The sequence below is a fragment of the Tranquillimonas alkanivorans genome (assembly GCF_900115595.1).
Taxonomy (GTDB): Bacteria; Pseudomonadota; Alphaproteobacteria; order Rhodobacterales; family Rhodobacteraceae; genus Tranquillimonas; species Tranquillimonas alkanivorans.
This window is the reverse complement of sequence record NZ_FOXA01000013.1, coordinates 103,403-120,037: the sequence shown is the minus strand read 5'-3', so window position 1 is coordinate 120,037 and position 16,635 is coordinate 103,403. Positions and strand designations below refer to the sequence as shown.

The 16,635-nt window shown below is 69.5% G+C and carries 16 protein-coding genes, 1 pseudogene and 1 other annotated feature; of the genes and pseudogenes, 15 read left to right on the top strand and 2 right to left on the bottom strand.

All coding sequences use genetic code 11. The features are described from left to right. Together BM162_RS15555 and BM162_RS23120 are read left to right on the top strand one after the other, a co-directional pair. A partial coding sequence (locus tag BM162_RS15555) for a transposase (RefSeq protein ID WP_143096167.1) occupies positions 1 to 180 on the top strand: 180 nt, incomplete at its 5' end. Between the two features lie 61 nt (positions 181 to 241). After that, a pseudogene (locus tag BM162_RS23120) lies at positions 242 to 370 on the top strand (IS3 family transposase); the annotation flags it as partial. Positions 371 to 409: 39 nt separating this feature from the next. On the opposite strand, the gene BM162_RS15550 reads toward BM162_RS23120, so the two are convergent. After that, positions 410 to 1,849 carry an FAD-binding oxidoreductase gene (locus BM162_RS15550; RefSeq protein ID WP_093423909.1) on the bottom strand — a complete coding sequence of 480 codons (1,440 nt, stop codon included), beginning with the start codon at positions 1,847 to 1,849 and terminating at the stop codon, positions 410 to 412. Between the two features lie 176 nt (positions 1,850 to 2,025). Here BM162_RS15550 and BM162_RS15545 point away from each other — a divergent pair, with 176 nt between their 5' ends. Next, positions 2,026 to 2,718, top strand: a complete 693-nt coding sequence (locus BM162_RS15545) for a winged helix-turn-helix transcriptional regulator (RefSeq protein WP_093423949.1) — start codon at positions 2,026 to 2,028, stop codon at positions 2,716 to 2,718. A 110-nt stretch (positions 2,719 to 2,828) separates the two neighbouring features. Here the strand turns inward: BM162_RS15545 and BM162_RS15540 are convergent, their stop codons facing one another. After that, positions 2,829 to 3,305 carry a hypothetical protein gene (locus BM162_RS15540; protein WP_218153103.1) on the bottom strand — a complete coding sequence of 159 codons (477 nt, stop codon included), beginning with the start codon at positions 3,303 to 3,305 and terminating at the stop codon, positions 2,829 to 2,831. 385 nt (positions 3,306 to 3,690) lie between these two features. Then, positions 3,691 to 3,748 (top strand) — a sequence feature (sul1 is cis-regulatory element that is thought to sense ions involved in sulfur or methionine metabolism; They are found in Alphaproteobacteria). Between the two features lie 62 nt (positions 3,749 to 3,810). Here BM162_RS15540 and BM162_RS15535 point away from each other — a divergent pair. The 12 genes from BM162_RS15535 to fhuB all read left to right on the top strand — a co-directional run bounded on the left by BM162_RS15535 (position 3,811) and on the right by fhuB (position 16,574). Then, on the top strand, positions 3,811 to 5,295 hold the full coding sequence (locus BM162_RS15535) for a SulP family inorganic anion transporter (protein ID WP_093423906.1): 1,485 nt from the start codon (positions 3,811 to 3,813) through the stop codon (positions 5,293 to 5,295). A gap of 13 nt (positions 5,296 to 5,308) precedes the next feature. Beyond that, the gene (locus tag BM162_RS15530; RefSeq protein ID WP_093423905.1) at positions 5,309 to 6,160 is read left to right on the top strand and encodes a universal stress protein; all 852 of its coding nucleotides are present in this window, start codon (positions 5,309 to 5,311) and stop codon (positions 6,158 to 6,160) included. Positions 6,161 to 6,323: 163 nt separating this feature from the next. Then, positions 6,324 to 7,013: a MotA/TolQ/ExbB proton channel family protein gene (locus BM162_RS15525; protein WP_093423902.1), complete on the top strand. Its 690-nt coding sequence runs from the start codon at positions 6,324 to 6,326 to the stop codon at positions 7,011 to 7,013. Beyond that, entirely contained in the window at positions 7,013 to 7,390 is a 378-nt protein-coding gene (locus tag BM162_RS15520) for an ExbD/TolR family protein (protein WP_093423900.1), read from the top strand. Before BM162_RS15525 ends, BM162_RS15520 begins: the two co-directional genes overlap by 1 nt. A gap of 4 nt (positions 7,391 to 7,394) precedes the next feature. Continuing rightward, a complete protein-coding gene (locus BM162_RS15515) occupies positions 7,395 to 7,808 on the top strand; it encodes an ExbD/TolR family protein (protein ID WP_093423897.1) in 414 nt (137 codons plus the stop codon). Further along, positions 7,805 to 8,782, top strand: coding sequence for an energy transducer TonB family protein (locus tag BM162_RS15510; RefSeq protein WP_093423895.1), 978 nt, complete (start codon positions 7,805 to 7,807; stop codon positions 8,780 to 8,782). The genes BM162_RS15515 and BM162_RS15510 overlap by 4 nt, the downstream gene beginning before the upstream one ends. Positions 8,783 to 8,838: 56 nt before the next feature. Further along, the gene (locus BM162_RS15505) at positions 8,839 to 9,858 is read left to right on the top strand and encodes a siderophore-interacting protein (protein ID WP_177215182.1); all 1,020 of its coding nucleotides are present in this window, start codon (positions 8,839 to 8,841) and stop codon (positions 9,856 to 9,858) included. Between the two features lie 88 nt (positions 9,859 to 9,946). Beyond that, positions 9,947 to 12,040 (top strand): TonB-dependent siderophore receptor, encoded by a 2,094-nt coding sequence (locus BM162_RS15500; RefSeq protein WP_177215181.1) that lies wholly within the window; start codon positions 9,947 to 9,949, stop codon positions 12,038 to 12,040. Continuing rightward, the gene (locus tag BM162_RS15495; RefSeq protein ID WP_093423890.1) at positions 12,040 to 12,804 is read left to right on the top strand and encodes an ABC transporter ATP-binding protein; all 765 of its coding nucleotides are present in this window, start codon (positions 12,040 to 12,042) and stop codon (positions 12,802 to 12,804) included. Before BM162_RS15500 ends, BM162_RS15495 begins: the two co-directional genes overlap by 1 nt. Positions 12,805 to 12,820: 16 nt before the next feature. After that, positions 12,821 to 13,720, top strand: coding sequence for an iron-siderophore ABC transporter substrate-binding protein (locus tag BM162_RS15490; protein WP_093423887.1), 900 nt, complete (start codon positions 12,821 to 12,823; stop codon positions 13,718 to 13,720). Further along, positions 13,717 to 14,610, top strand: coding sequence for an iron-siderophore ABC transporter substrate-binding protein (locus tag BM162_RS15485; protein WP_093423884.1), 894 nt, complete (start codon positions 13,717 to 13,719; stop codon positions 14,608 to 14,610). The genes BM162_RS15490 and BM162_RS15485 overlap by 4 nt, the downstream gene beginning before the upstream one ends. Then, positions 14,607 to 16,574: a Fe(3+)-hydroxamate ABC transporter permease FhuB gene (gene fhuB, locus BM162_RS15480; RefSeq protein WP_093423882.1), complete on the top strand. Its 1,968-nt coding sequence runs from the start codon at positions 14,607 to 14,609 to the stop codon at positions 16,572 to 16,574. Before BM162_RS15485 ends, fhuB begins: the two co-directional genes overlap by 4 nt. Positions 16,575 to 16,635 lie beyond the last annotated feature (61 nt).

Here is a 16,635-nt window from a genome sequence, read left to right as displayed (position 1 = left end):
CGGAAGCAGCGGAACAAACCGGTGAAGTATGACAAGCGCCGCTACAAACGCCGAAATCGGATCGAGATCATGTTCGGCAGGCTCAAGGACTGGCGGCGGGTGGCCACGCGCTACGACCGGTGCCCCACGGTCTTCCTCTCGGCCATCGCTCTCGCCGCTATGGTCATCTACTGGCTGTGAGTCCTGACCCTAAGCCTCCATGGCTATGCCCGAGTGTCCGGCCGAAACGGGGGCCAGTTCAAACACCAAGCGCCCGCCCTCATCGCCGGGGTATCGGCCTCCGGCTCCGGAGGTCATCGCGTGGCCGGCTTCGCCATCCGGAGCCGCTTCGCCGGCCACGCCCACAGTAGCGCCAAGACCGCTCATGCACCAAGACCGAACCCGGACCACCCGATGGGGGCAGGCCACCTCACTGTGCGGCCTTCACGTCCGCCGCGGGCATGATGTTGTGGTTCACGCGGAACAGGTTGCCCGGATCGTACGTGGCCTTGACCTCCCGCAGCCGCGCGATGTTGGCGCCGTAGGCTCCGCCGATCCGGTCTCCATCGTCGTCTGGCATGAAGTTGACGTAGACGCTGCCGGTCGCCTGCGAGGCCGTCTTCGCGAAGAGGTCTCGCGCCCACGCGAGGCAGGCCGCATCCTTGTCGGCGTCGTCCCATCGTGTGTGCACGTTCATCGTGTAGTGCGCGGCGCGGTGAGCGAACGCCGTCGCGTCCGGAGCCACACGCGCCATCGCGCCCCCGATCTGAGCGATGAAGACCTCGCATTGCGGGTCGGGGAGGTTCTCCATCGCGTTCAGTACGGCGGTGATCGTCTCGTCCTCAAGGTCAAGGAAATCGTGGCTTTTCCAATAGTTGCGTGCGCCGGGCGTCAGTAGCGGGTCGAAGGCCGCCTGCCAGGCGGTGAACGGGTGCGGGGCGATGAAGTCGACGATCGGCTTCCCGAGTGCGCGCAGATCCTGCGTCGCACGCTCGCCTTCTGCCATATCGCCTGTGTAACAGGCTGCGAAGATCATCACTCCGCGACCGTGCCATTCCTCGGGCAGGAATGGCAGGGGCGGGGCTTTCCGCAGGACGGCCCAAACGGTCAGCTCGTCGGGCGCCGAGGCACAGATGCCGCGCATGCCGCGCAGCAGGTCGACCGCGTCCTCGATCGGATGGATCAGGAGGCCCGACAGCACCTGCGTGCCGATTTCGTGGAGCCTGAACTCGAAGGACGTGACGACACCGAAATTGCCGCCGCCACCGCGAATGGCCCAGAACAGGTCAGGATGCTCGTCGGGGCTGACGCGAAGCAAACTGCCGTCGGCGGTCGCGACGTCGGCCGAAAGCAGGTTGTCGACGGTCATCCCGTACTTGCGGGTGAGCCAGCCGAACCCGCCGCCGAGCGTCAGGCCGGCAATGCCGGTGCTCGAGTTGATGCCGGTCGGGACAGCAAGGCCAAAAAGCTGCGTCGCCGCGTCCACGTCGCCCAGCGTCGCCCCTGGCTCCACCCGCGCGGTGCGGCCCACGGGATCGACGTGGACCGAGCGCATCTCGGACAGGTCGAGTTGCAGCGCGCCATCCGCCACGGCGAAGCCGCCGATTTGATGGCCGCCGCTGCGTACGGCAATCAGCAGCCCGTTGTCGCGGGCGAAGTTCACCGCCGCCACGATGTCTGTGACGCCCCTTGCGCGTATGACCAGCCCGGGCCGCCTGTCGACCATCGCGTTCCAGATCGTGCGGGCCTCCTCGTAGCCCGGCTGCCCAACGGTCGCGGCTGTGCCCCGCAACCCGGCCGTCATTTCGGCAATCGTCTCGTGGGGGATCGCCCTCTTGCTGCCGTCTAGGGTCTGCAGTTCTGTTTCCATTTCGAAACTCCCTGGCGTTCGACGAGCGCCGGATCGGCCCCGTCGCGCCGCAAGATGACCGGAGGGCCTGTGTCGCGCCAGTGACCGAACTGGACCGTCGGGTCCAGTATCTGGACTGGGAAATCCGTGCTATGCTCCTGCACGGTGCCGCGCATGTCGAACATACGGAGGGCGACATGACTCAGGCGAGCTACGGTCAATTCTGTCCCGTCGCCATGGCGGCCGAGGTTCTTTGCACGCGCTGGACGATGCTGGTTGTCCGGGAGCTGGTATCGGGCTCGACGCGCTTCAACGACCTCAGGCGCGGAGTGCCGCGCATGTCGCGGACGCTTCTGTCGCGCCGGTTGAAGGAGTTGGAGCATGCCGGGATCGTCGAACGGCGGCCGGTCCCCGGCGAGCACGGCGTGCAGGAATACCGCCTGACCTCTGCGGGAGAGGACCTGTACCCGGTGGTTGAAGCGTTCGGCCTGTGGGGGCAGAAGTGGGTGCAGTCGGACGTGTCGCTCCAGAAGCTGGACCCGTCGCTCCTGATGTGGGACATGCGCCGGAACCTCGATCCGTCGCCGCTGCCGAGCAAGCGGCTCGTCGTACAGTTCCGGTACACGGATCTCGCGCCGGCCAATCGGTCGTGGTGGCTGGTCGTTCAGCCGTCGGGCGACGTGGACTTGTGCCGGACGGATCCCGGGTTCGAGATCGATCTGTACGTCGAGACCGATCTGCGCACCATGACCGCCGTCTGGATGGGGCTCGCCACGGTGGCCACGGCCCGGCGGAACATGTCGCTCGACGGCGATCCGGAGATTGTTCGGACCATGCAGAGCTGGCTGGGCCTGAGCCCCTTCGCGGCGCAGCCGAAGCTGGTGCCGTAAGCGTCCTTTTGCCCCCGCGACGCGCGGTCGTCCGGCTGCACGGCGGAGGGCGCCGTTTCGTCGCAGCCGCGACCGGTGGCGCCGGGCCCCGGCGCCACCTTCGCTCAATGTCACTCGGGGACCTCCCGCTGCGGACCACGTGCGTCCACCGGCACCATGACGTGGGCGTAGGGCGTGTCGGCCCACATCACGTAAGGCCCTGCCACCTGTGGCGTCTTCGGCAGCGACGCCAGGTCCTCGGCGTTCGGCACGATGACCATCAGGTGCGGCCCCTCGACCACCCAATCGTTGTCCGCCGTCGGCTCCTGCGCAGCCGGGTCGATGTTGCTGGCGCCGCCCTGCGGCGAGTCTCCCGCCAGCATGTAAGCGATCCCGACCGAGTTGGCGGTGAAGGGTGTGCCGTTCATCCAGGCGTCCATCCAGCGCAGCCACTCGCCATCCATGCACATCGCACCGGCGATCTCCGACGGGGGTGGAAAGCAGGTATAGCCGTTGTCGCCCTCGCGGAGCACGTTGCCTTCCAAGTCCGAGACTGTGGCTCCGTCGCGAAGCTGCGGCAGTGCCGCGCTCAAAGCCGCTTCGATCATGGCGGCGCTGTCATCTTGCGCAAACGCCGCCGTCGGAAGCGCCAGGGCGACCCCCGCCGCGAGCGCAGCGCGACGCGCAGGGCCTTCGGCGAAACGATTTGCTCCAAACATTCCAAACATAGTGTCACCTCCGCTGGAAGTCTGTGCGGCCGAGGGTACGCCGCTCCGAACTCCGCGCCAGTGATGGAACTGGACCGACGGTGCGCCAGAGGCACTGCACGCTCCGCTTCAAGATCGCCGCCTGCGCGGCCTCCTTCCCGCCCGGTGGTCTTCCCACGGGTCGGCCGGGCGTCGGTCCGACCGTAGATTCCGGGCACGGGCGAAGCGTTCTTCAGCGTCAGCCGGTTGCGGACGGACGGCCCGCGGGGTATCGGGAACGTGATCGTCTGGACCCGGGTGAAACTCCCGGGTGGCTCTCCCGGCCGCCGATCCGCCGGGCAAACCATCGAAACCTGAAACGACAGCCGGTGCGGCGATCGCCCGACCGGCCAGGAACGGGACATTCATGATCAACGTTGACGTGTATCGCAGCCAGTGGCTGGGCAACATCCGGGGCGACCTCCTGTCGGGCCTCGTCGTGGCGCTGGCACTCATTCCGGAAGCCATCGCCTTCTCCATCATTGCCGGGGTCGACCCGAAGATCGGGCTTTATGCCTCGTTCTCGATCGCCGTGGTCACCGCCATCGCGGGCGGGCGGCCCGGCATGATCTCGGCGGCCACCGCGGCGACCGCGGTGCTCATGGTCACGCTGGTGGCCGAGCACGGGCTGCAATACCTGCTCGCCACGACCGTGCTGGCGGGCCTGCTGCAGATCGCGGCGGGGGCGGCGCGACTGGGGCAGCTGATGCGCTTCGTGTCTCGCTCGGTGATGACCGGGTTCGTCAATGCGCTGGCGATCCTGATCTTCATGGCGCAGATCCCGGAACTCGTCGGTGTGCCGTGGCTGACCTATCCGCTGGTCGCGGCGGGGCTGGCGATCATCTACCTGTTCCCGCTTCTCACCAAGGCCGTGCCGTCGCCGCTGGTGACCATCATCGTGCTGACGGTGCTGGCGATGATCTTCGGCTGGGACATCCGCACCGTCGGCGACATGGGCGAGCTGCCGGATACGCTGCCGGTGTTCCTGATCCCCGACATCCCGCTGACGCTGGAAACGCTGCTGATCATCCTGCCGTACTCGGCCGCCGTCGCCGTGGTCGGCCTGCTCGAAAGCCTGATGACCGCGAACATCGTGGACGACCTGACGGACACGAGCTCGGACCGCAACCAGGAGTGCATCGGCCAGGGCCTTGCGAACACCGCCACCGGTTTCATCGGCGGCATGGCGGGCTGCGCGATGATCGGCCAGTCGATCATCAACATCAAGTCGGGCGGCCGCGGGCGGCTGTCGTGCTTCGCCGCGGGCGTGTTCCTGCTGTTCATGGTGGTGGCACTGGGCGACCTGGTGGCGCAGATCCCCATGGCGGCGCTGGTGGCGATCATGATCATGGTGTCGATCGGCACGTTCTCGTGGTCGTCGATCAAGCAGCTCCGCACGCACCCGAAGTCGTCGTCGATCGTGATGCTCTCGACGGTCGTGGTCGTGGTGTTCACCCATAACCTCGCCATCGGTGTGCTGGTCGGCGTGCTGCTGTCGGGCATATTCTTCGCGGGCAAAATCGCGCAACTCTTTCGCGTCCGCTCCACCCTGTCCGAGGACGGCCGGGTGCGCACCTACTATGTCGAAGGTCAGCTTTTCTTCGCCTCGGCCGAGGATTTCATGCGCGCCTTCGACTTCAAGGAGGCCGCCGAGCGGGTCGTCATCGACGTGAGCCACGCGCATATCTGGGACATCTCGTCGGTTGCGGCGCTCGACATGGCCGTGCTCAAGTTCCGCCGGGACGGCTCGGAGGTCGAGATCGTCGGCATGAACGAGGCGTCCGAGACCATCGTCGACCGGCTTGCGGTGCACGACAAGCCGGGCGCGATGGACGATCTGATGGCGCATTGAGGAAGGAGACGTCATGACCAAGAAGCTGATCGCCCTGGTGGACGGCTCCACCTATTCGAAAAGCGTCTGCGACCACGCCGCCTGGATCGCCGGGCGGGCTGATCTGGCGGTCGAGCTGATGCACGTCCTCGGCCGCCGCGAAACGGCAAGCGCTCAGGACCTGTCCGGCTCGATCGCACTGGGCGCACGCACCGCCCTGCTCGAAGAGCTCTCGGCGCTGGACGAACAGCGCTCGAAGCTCGTCGTCCACCGCGGTCGCGCAATCCTCGAGGACGCCAAGGGCATTCTGGACGAGGCCGGGGTTACGGCCTCGATTCACCTGCGACATGGCGACCTGGTCGAGGCGATCTCGGAAAAGGAAGCCGACGCCGAGATGGTGCTGATCGGCAAGCGCGGGGAAGCCGCCGACTTCGCCAAGGGGCACCTGGGCTCGAACCTCGAACGGGTGATGCGCGCCACCGGCAAGCCGCTTTTCGTGGCCTCGCGCGCGTTCCACCCGGTCGAGCGTGTCCTGATCGCCTATGACGGCAGCGCGAGCGCAATGCGCGCCGTCGACTACGTCGCGCGCAGCCCGCTCTATGCCGGGCTGCAGGTGAAGGTGGTCACCGTGGGCACGGGGTCCGAGGCGGCGAAGAAGGGCTTGGCCGACGCCAAGGCGATGCTGGCCGGCGCGGGCATGGACGCCGAGACCGAGATCCTGCCGGGCCAACCCGAGGAGGCGCTGGGCCGGCTGGTCGAGGAGGCGCCGTTCGAGCACCTGGTCATGGGCACATCGGGCCATTCGCGCCTGCGTGCGCTGTTCATCGGCTCCACCGCGCTCGAGATGATCCGCAACTGCAAGGTCCCGATACTGCTGGTGCGGTGACCGGACCGGCGCCCTGGCTTCGGGCACGGGCGCCGGAAGGTGATCGTTCCGTGATCGCTCCCGAGACGCGCCCGTCCGCGCTTCGGCGTGGCGCGGTCAAATACTTGACTATTTAACTCGGCATTACTATTCGGGCCTCGACACGCCAGTGAGGGGCAGAGTGATGAACGAGTTTCTGGGGCCGGGCCTCGTACAAGAGATCGAAGCTGCGCTGGAGTTCCTCCGGTTCGGCGGACCCGCGATCTGGGCCATCGCCGCCCTCTCGGTCCTGACCGTCGCGCTGATCCTTTGGAAGATCTGGCGGCTCCTGATCCTCGGCGCCTGGACCGGCGGGCGGCGCGTGCGTCGCGCGGTGCGGCTCTGGGCGGCCGGGGAAGAGGACCAGGCGCTTGCCCTGATCGGCCACCGCCGCACCGTGCGCGCCCGCGTCGTCCGCTCGGCCATGGCCGCCCTGCGCGACCGCGAACTGACGCGCGCGGGAGCCGAGGCCGAGGCCGAACGCGTCGCCCGCCTTGCCCTCGCCAGCGCCCGCTCGGGGCTGCGGCCGCTTGAACTGATCGCCACCATCGCGCCGCTCCTGGGCCTCCTGGGCACCGTGCTCGGCATGATCGCCGCATTCCAGGCGCTGCAGGAGGCCGGCGCGCGCGCCGACCCGGCGACGCTGGCCGGCGGCATTTGGGAGGCGCTTCTGACGACCGCCGCCGGCATGGCCGTGGCCATTCCCGCCTCGGCCGCGCTGACCTGGTTCGAGGCCGTCGCCGACCGCCTGCGCATCGAGATCGAGGACGTCACGACGCAGGTCTTCCTGCGCGGCGGGCAGGGGGCACCGGACGCGCCGGCGCGGGCCGCCTGATGCTTGACCTCGGTGACACCCGGCCCCGGCGGCGGCCCAGCCTTACGCCGATGATCGACGTGGTGTTCCTGCTTCTGGTGTTCTTCATGCTCGCCGCCCGCTTCGGGCTCGACATGCAGCTCCCGCTGCAGGTCGCCGGCCAGGGCGAAGGCTATTCCGGACCGCCCCGGCTGGTCGAGGTCACGCCCGAGGGCCTGCGCCTGAACGGCGTGGCCCAGGACGAGGCCGGCCTGCTGGCCGAGCTCGAGCGCCTGACCGAAACGCCCGAGGACGCCATCGTCCTGCGTCCGCGCGATGAGGCGACGCTCCAGCGCACGGTCGAGGTAATGGAGATGCTGGGTCGCGGCGGCTTCGGCCGCGTGGTGTTGATGGAGTAGCCCGATGCGCTTTGATCCGCCCCCCCGCAAACCCGCGCCCGAAAGCGTCGTGCCCATGATCAACGTGGTGTTCCTGTTGCTCATCTTCTTCCTGATGGCCGCGCAGATCACGCCGCCCGCACCGTTCGAGGTCGAGCCGCCCGAGGCCGAGGTCGAGGACGCGGCCGAGACCGGCCTGGTGCTGCACCTCGCCGCCGCGGGCACGCTGGGCTTCCGCGACGCGGTGGGCGAAGACGCGGCGCTGGCGGCGCTGTCGGCCGAGCGCACCGCGCTCTGCGGCGCCTGCGACGGGGACGAGACGCCGCCGGTGGTCCTGCGCGCCGACGCGGGCGCGCCCGCCGCCGCCGTGGCCGCGCTGCTGTCCAAGCTCGGGGCGGAGGGGGTCGGTGACGTGTCGCTGATCACGGTGCGGCCATGAAGCGCGCGATAGAGGCCTCGGTTTTCGTGACCATCGCCGTGGGGCTCCACGTCGCGGCGCTCGCCGTAGAGCGTCCTGAAGAGGGTGCAGCCTCGGCCGGGCAGGGTGGCGACGCGCTGGTGTCGGTCGCCGCTGCGCAGGCGCAGATGCAGCAGATGGTCGAAGACTGGGATCGCCCGCCCGAACCGACCGAACCGCTCGAGATGCCCGAGCCGCCCGAGATGGTGGCCGAGGCCGCGCCAGAGATCACGCGCTCCGAAACGCCTGCGCCGCAGACGCCGCAGCGTCCCGACGCGCCCTCGGCGCCCAGCTTTCATGCCCCCGACCCGCTGCCGATGGCGGCCGTCGAGCTTCCGCCGCCGCCCGAAGAGCCCGAGCCGGAAGAGCCCGAGGAACAGTCGCCGCCCCCCGAGCCGGACCCCGAGCCCGAGCCCGAGGAACCAGAGCAGCAGGAAGAGACGCAGCCGGACGAGCCCGAAAGTGATCTGCCGCCCGAGGCCAGTATCCGCCCGCCCGAGCGGCCCGACCGCCCCGAGCCCCCGCGCGAGGTTGCCGAGCCGGAACCGCGCCGCGAACAGCAGCAGCCGCAAGTGTCCCGACAGGGACAGCGCGCCGCCGGCGCGGGTGGCGGTCCCAGCGCGGGCGAAAGCCGCCCGTCCGAGGCGTCAACGCTCAGCACGGCGCAGGCGCAGAACCTGCGCGCGGCCTGGGGAGCGGCGATCCGCGCCCGCGTCGAGCGGCGCAAGCGCTACCCCTCGGCGGCTCGCGGCGCGGATGGCACGGTGCTCGTGACCATCACCGTGGGGCGCGACGGCAGCCTGCGCGGTCTCTCCCTCGCCCGCTCCTCGGGCAACGCCGCGCTCGACCAGGCGGCGCTGCGTTCGGTGCGATCGGCGGGCCGCTTTCCCCCGGCGCCGGGCGAGCTGCGCGACCCAAGCTTCACCTTCTCGCTTCCCATCCGCTTTTCCCGATGACCGACAGCCAGGCCCGCGGGGCCAGCCAATCCCATGCAACCGCACCGGAAACCGTCATGCCTGACCTGTCCACCTCGACCCACCTGGCGCATCCCGATCCGCAGGCGCTGCTGGCGCATCTGCGCGGCTCGCTCGAAGAACACGACATTCCGTTCCGCGAGGACGGCGATGTCACCGTAGCCGAACTGACGACGGGCGAACTGAGGTTCAGGACCGGGCGCGACGGGCTGGGGCTCGACCTGTTCGCCGGGACGGCCTCGAACCTGCACATGCTGTGCGAGACTGTGCTGCACCAAGTCGACCACGCCGACCCGGACCTTGCCGCCTCGCTGAACTGGACCGGCATGGACGAGACGGCGGGCCCGCCGCCGAACTTTCGGTTGATGGAGTTGCTGGCCAGCCATCGCGTCGGCCGCAGCTTCCAGCGCCTGCGGCTAGCCGGCGAGCGGCTCGACGAATTCGAGCGGATGGGCCTGCACGTCCGCCTGCTTTTGCCGCCCGAGGGCCGTGCGCCGGTCTGGCCGGTGGTCGAGGGCGGCCGCACCCGCTGGCCCAAGGGCGACGACGCGCTGCACACGCCGGCCTACACCATCCGCAGGGTGGACGGTCGCGCGGGCTGGGTCGATGTCGACGTGTTCCTGCACGGCAACGGCCCGACCTGCCGCTGGGCCGAGAACGCGGCTCCCTGCGCCACCGTCGGCATGATGGGTCCCGGCGGCGGCTGGATCCCGCAGGCCGACCGGCTGCACATGGGCGGCGACGAAACCGCGCTGCCCGCGATCGCCCGCATCCTCGAAAACGTGCTCCCCGAGACGAAGGCGGCGGCGATGATCGAGGTCGGCCACGAGCGCGACATCCTGCCCATCGCCCACGGGCCGAACGCCCGAATCGAGTGGCTGATCCGGGACCGGGACCGTCCCCTCGCCGAGGCCTTCCTCGACGGCGCCCCGTCGTCCGGCGCCTATCACTGGTTCGCCGCCGAGAAGGCGCAGGTGGCGCAGGTCCGCACGGCGCTTGGGCGCTCGGGCGGCCGCGGAAAGAAAGACAGGTACGTGGCGGCATATTGGAGTCGCTAATACTTGACTGTTTCGCTATGACTTTATAGCGAGACGCCGACCCAGCTTCCCGCCAGGCAAGAACAATAACGAATCCAGGAGACGGGACATGTTCACCCGCAAACTGGCCGTGTCGGGTCTGGCGCTTCTCGCCGCATGCCCTGCCATGGCCCAGGACGTCATCGAGCTCGAAACGATCACGGTCGAGGGCGAGGCGCAAAGCGGCATCTTCGGCGAAAGCGTCGCGCTCGACACCGGCAGCGTGCTCAAGACCGGGACCCCCATCGTCGAGACCCCGCGCTCGGTCGACGTGGTCACGACCGAGGAAATCCAGCGCCGCGGCGCTACCGACGTGGAAGAGGCGCTGTCCTACGCCACGGGCGTGCAGGCGGGGGAGTACGGTCTCGACAACCGCTCGGACTGGTACCTGATCCGCGGCTTCCGCCCGACCACCTATCACGACGGCCTGCCGTCGCGCTTCGGCTACTACAACGACACCAAGCCCGAGCCCTTCCTGATCGACAGCATCGAGGTGCTGCGCGGTCCCGCCTCGGGCCTTTACGGCAACGGCGAGGTCGGCGGCGTGGTGAATACCACCTCGAAGGTCGCGGGCGACGATGCGCCGAACCTCGTGCAACTCCAGTTCGGCTCGTACGAGCGCAAGCAGATCGGCGTGGACTGGAGCGGCCAGTTCTCGGACGACGTGAGCTGGCGCATGGTCGGGCTCGTGCGCGAGGCCGAGACGCAGGTTGACTACAGCCGGGACGACGCGATCGCGCTGGCGCCGTCGCTGACGTGGGACATCACGCCGGACACCAAGCTGACCCTGCTGGGCACCTACCAGAAGAACGAAGGCAGCCCGCTGATCCAGTTCGCGTCGCTCTACGGCACCCTTTACGCCGCCCCCGACTTCGCGAGCGGCCGCTACCTGCCCGACGACGTCTTCGTGGGCGAGCCCGACTTCGACCGCTTCGACACCGAACAGCGTTCGGCCACGGTTCTGTTCGAGCACCGCTTCAACAACGTCTGGAGCGTCGAGGCGAACGCCCGCGTGCTGGACGCCGAGGCCGACTATGACCACGCCTGGTGGGCCTACGACAACTACGCGACCCTGCGCTACAACCCGGACGGCACGATCAACCGGACCGTCTATGGCTCGGACAGGACGCTCGAGACGTTCGCCGTCGATGCCCGTACCACCGCGGAATACACGCTGGGCACGGTCGAGATGCGCACGCTGTTCGGCGCGTCCTACACCCGGGCGAGCTATGACAACGACTACGGCTACGGCAGCGCCGGCCCGATCGACCCGTTTGACCCCGTGTATACCGGCGTCACCGACGTGACGGTCGACGACTACCCGACCTCGACCACCGAAGAGCGCAACGTCTACGTCCAGAACCGTGCCACCTTTGGCGGCCGTCTGAGCATCGACGCGGGCCTTGCCTGGGGCGAGATCGAGACCGGTGAGACGACGGGTGACTTCAGCGACGCCACGATCAACAGCTCGGACGACGAGGTCACCGCCAACATTGCGGCGATCTACAATTTCGACAACGGTCTCGCGCCCTATGTCAGTTACGCCGAAAGCTTCCGGCAGGAGGCGCTGGGCACCGATGCGCAAGGCAACCAGTTCGAGCCGACCAAGGGCGAACAGTACGAGATCGGCGTGAAGTACCAGCCGGTCGGAACCAACGCGCTGTTCTCGGTCGCGGCCTTCGACCTGACCAAGTCGAACCTGCTGGTCGACGATCCCGACAACCAGGGCTTCCAGGTCCAGACGGGCGAGGCGACGGTGCGCGGGCTCGAGTTCGAGGCCAAGACCGGCTGGCGCGACTTCACGCTGGATGCGGGCTTCACCGTGCTCGATCACGAGAACGAGGACGGCCACAACATCGCCACCGTGCCCGACCGCTTCGGATCGCTCTGGCTGGGCTACCGGCCGACTGACTGGGGCATCGACGGCATGCATTTCGGCGTCGGCGTCCGTTACAACGGCGAGAAGTGGGACGGGACCGACACGCAGGAAACGCCGTCCTACACCCTCTACGACGCCGCCGTGGGCTACGAGACCGACCGCTACGACGTCACGCTCAGCGTCCGCAATATCGGCGACGAACGTCACATGACGTTCTGCGGCACCGCCGCGTGCTACTTCGGTGAGGGCCGTTCGGCACTGCTGACGGCGACGGCGAAGTTCTGATGATCGAGGCGCGCGGCATCTCCCGCGTCCATGACGGGCGCACGGTTCTTTCCCTCGACCGGTTGGCGCTGGGCGGCGACGGGGTGACCGCGCTCCTCGGTCACAACGGGTCGGGCAAGTCCACACTGATGCAGATCATCGCACGGCAGGACCGGCCCGACACCGGTGATATCACGCTGGAGGGCGCCCCGCTGCGCGCCCTCTCGACCCGTCAACTCGCCCGGCGGGTCGCTTACCTTCCCCAGCGCCTGCCGCCGGTGCCGGGGCTGACGGTGCGCGAACTGGTGCGTCTGGGCCGCTTTCCCTGGCGCGGCGCGCTAGGCCGCTGGCGGGCCGGGGACCACCGTGCCGTCGATGAAGCGATGGAGATGACCGACGTGACCGGCATGTCCGGGCTGATGGCCGACGACGCGTCAGGCGGGGAGCGTCAGCGCGCCTGGATCGCCATGCTACTGGCGCAGGACGCGCCGCTTCTGCTGCTCGACGAGCCCACGGCGGCGCTGGATCTCGCCCACGCCTACGAGGTGATGGCGCTTCTGCGGCGGCTGGCACGCGACGCCGGGCGGCGTGTCATCGTCGTGCTGCACGACGTCAACCTCGCCGCGCGTCACGCCGACCGAATCGTGGCGCTCAAGCAGGGGCGGCTGACATATGACGGCCCGCCCGCCGATTTCCTGACCGAACCCGTCCTCAGGGACCTCTATGGCCTCGACATGGCGCTGCTGCCCGGACCCTCGGGCGGCCGCCACGCCGTCGTCGCCTGACCCAACGGAGACACCGATGTTTCGCCTTCTCGTGACCCTCATGTGCCTCGCCGCGCCCGCCGCCGCGCAGGTGACCGTCGCCGACGACCGCAGGCCGCAGACCTTTGACGCGCCGCCCGAACGCGTCGTGGCACTCAGCTGGGCCATGGCCGAGATGCTGCTGGGCCTGGAAGTCACGCCGGTCGGGGTGGCCGAAACCGACGGCTACGCCACTTGGGTCGCCGCGCCCCCGCTGCCCGACGGGGTGGCGGATATGGGCCTGCACAGCGAACCCAATCTCGAGGCGATCGCAGACGCCGCGCCGGACCTGATCCTCGCGTCGGATCAGCAGCAGGCGGGGCTCGACGCGCTCGGGCAGATTGCACCGGTGATGTGGTTCGAAAGCTTCGACGCCGCGCAGGACAACCCCGCGAAGGCGCGCGAGACGTTCCTGACCCTCGGCCGCCTTCTGGACCGCGAGGCGGCGGCGCGCGAGACGCTGAAGGAGATCGACGCACGCACCGCAGCCGCGGGCGCCCGCGTGCACGCGCATTTCGGCGGCGAGGTCCCGCCGGTTGTGCCGGTCCGCCTGCTGACGCCCGCGGCCGTTCGCGTGCACGGCGCGAACTCCATGGCGACCGCCGCGCTCGAGGGGATGGGCCTCACCCATGCTGATGCCGGCGCGCCCACCGACTGGGGCTTCACTCAGCGCCGGGTCGAGGACCTGTCGGAGTACGAGGACGCGATCGTGCTGCACATCGACCCGTTCCCGGCGGGTGAAGAGCTTTACGACACGCCGCTGTGGCGCTTCATGCCCTTCGTGCAGGCCGACCGCTTCGCCGTGGCCGAGCCCGTCTGGACCTTCGGTGGCGCGCTTTCGGTCGCGCGGCTGGCCGAGGCTTTCGCCGACGCCCTGACCGAACTGCCGGTCGAATGAAACGCCTGATCGCCTTGGTCCTTCTGTGCACGGCGCTGCCCGCCGCCGCCGAGGTCACGGTCCACGACCGGCGCGGCCCGCAGACGTTTGACGCTCCGCCAGAGCGGCTGGTGGTGCTGGACTGGGCGCTGGCCGAACAGGTGCTCGACCTTGACGTGGCGCCGGTCGGCGTGGCCGAAACGGACAACTACCGCACCTGGGTCGTGCACCCGGCGCTGCCAGAGGATGTCGTCGACGTCGGCCTGCGCACCGAGCCGAACCTGGAGCGCATCGCACAACTCTCCCCCGACGCCATCCTGACCGCCGACGTGGAGCCGGAAGAATTCGCGCGGCTGGAAGAGATCGCGCCGGTCGTCGTCTTCGACGCCTGGGATGCCGACCACGACAACGTCGCCGCCGCCCTGCGTATCTACCGTGAACTGGGCGCGCTCCTGGACCGTGAGGCGCTGGCCCAAGACCGGCTGGCGGCGCAGGAGGCGGAACTGGACGCCATCGCGGCCGAGCTGGCGCACCGCTTCGGTCCCGACCCCAAGGCGACTGCCATCCGCCTGAACGACAAGGCGAGCGCCTGGGTCTACGGCGAGAATTCCGTCCCCCTCCACGTCCTGCGCCGGCTGGACTTCGAGCCCGAGATCGAAGTCCCGTCCTCGACCTGGGGTGTCGCCACCCGGCGGCTCGAGGATCTGGCGCAGGCCGAAACTGGAGTGGTGCTCGCCATCCGCCCGCACATGGGCGGGGCCGAGGCGATGCAGACGCCGCTGTGGGATTTCCTGCCCTTCGTCGCGAACGGCCGCTTTGCCGAGGTCGCGCCGGTCTGGAGCTACGGCGGCGCGCTTTCCCTCGGCCGCCACGCCCGCGCCTTCCGCGACGCGCTGCTCGCCCTCGAATGATCCCTGCCGCCGCCGTACTGATCGCGCTCCTTCTCGCGGGGGCGCTGCATCTGGCCGTCGACGCCGACGCCGGCGCGGCGCGCCTGCTGGCGCTCGCCTTTGGCGCCGAGCCGCAGAATTTTGCCGAGGCGCAGGCGTTCTATGCCGCGCTTCCCCGGGTGATCCTCGCCATGCTGGTGGGTGCGGCGCTGGGGACGGCGGGCAGCCTGATGCAGCAGATCACGCGCAACCCGCTGGTCTCGCCCCTGACGCTGGGCGCGGCCTCGGGTGCGTGGCTCGCCACCGTCATCGCCACGCTCGCCGCGCCCGCGCTTCTCGCGGCCCACGGTGCGTGGGTCAGTCTTGCCGGTGCGATCATCGCGGTCGGGCTGGTGATCGCCATCACGGGCATTCGGGGACTCGTCGGCGTGCAGGCGGTGCTGGCGGGGATGGCCGTCAACCTTCTCTTCGGCGCGGTGGCCAGCGCGGTCCTGCTGCTGAACTCTCCTTATTTCGGCCACCTCTTCCTGTGGGGGGCGGGGGACTTGGCGCAGACGGACTGGCACTGGGTGGCGTGGCTGTGGCCGCGCCTTCTGCCTGCGCTTGCCGTCGCGCTGCTGGCGGCCCGCGGCCTCGCGCTGCTGCGCCTCGGCGCGGCGGGAGCCGAGGGGCGGGGCCTGACGCTCTGGCCCTTCCTCGCCCTCACGGCGCTGGCCGCGCTGGCGCTGACGGCGTTCAGCGTGACGGCGGTGGGCATGATCGGCTTTGTCGGCCTGATCGCCCCCAACATTGCCCGCCGTGTCGGCGCGCGCCTGCCCATGGCGGAGGTCGCGGCGAGCGCCGTTCTGGGCGCGCTGGTCCTGACGCTGACGGACGCGCTGGCGGTGCTTGCCACGCAGCACGCGCGCGATCTGGTTCCCTCGGGCGCGACCACGGCCTTGATCGGCGCACCGGCGCTGATCTGGCTGGCCCGCCGCCGCATGGCGGCCGAGGATCACACCATGTTCCGCCTGCCGGGCACCCGGCCCCGACCGCCGCACCACCTCGGGCTCGCGCTCCTCGGCGCGTTGGCCTTGGCCGCGGTGGCGGCGCTATGCGTCTCGCCCGGCGCCGGGGGCTGGCGTATCGGGCTGCCCGACCCGATGATCTGGTCGTTCCGCTGGCCCCGCGTGCTGGCCGCCGCCGCCGCCGGGGCGGGCATGGCCGTCTCCGGCGTCATCCTGCAACGGCTGATCCGCAACCCGCTGGCCTCGCCCGACATCCTGGGCATGTCCTCGGGGGCGAGCTTCGCGATGATCGGCTTCACCGTCATCGCCGGCGGCTCGATCCACGAGGCGGGGCTGGGCCTGGCGCTTCTGGGCAGCTTCGCCGTGCTCCTCGCCCTGCTGTGGCTGGGGCGCAGGCAGGGCAATGCGCCCGCCGTGATCGCGCTCGTCGGCATCTCGCTGGGGGCGCTGTTCGACGCGCTGGTGAAGCTGGCGCTGGCGTCGGGCACCGACGACGCCTTCGCCATCCTCGGTTGGCTCGGCGGATCGACCTACCGTGTCACCGCGCCGAACGCGCTCATCCTGACCGTGCTGGTGGCGGTGCTCTCGCTCGCCGCGCTCGGCCTAGGCCGGTGGCTGACGCTTCTGGCGGCGGGCGAGGGCGTGGCGCGGGGGCGGGGCCTGGACCCGGCGAGGGCGAATCCGGTGGCAATGGTGGTGGCCGCCGCGCTGGCCGCCGTGGTCACCGCCTTCATGGGCCCGGTCAGCTTCGTCGGCCTGCTTGCGCCGCACGTCGCGGCGCTTCTGGGCGCACGGCAGGTGGGCCCGCAACTGGGCGCGGCGGCGCTGACCGGCGCATTGCTGCTGGTCCTGTCGGACTGGGCGGGGCGGACGCTTCTGTTCCCGATGCAATTGCCCGCCGGCACCGTGGCTGCACTGATCGGCGGCTTCTATTTCCTGGCGCTTTTGCTGCGGGCCCGGGCTCGGCCGAATACCTGACTGCCGAAGTCGGAATTGACAAATCCGAGTCCCTTGGTCAGGTTCTGCAGCAGCTGCCGCC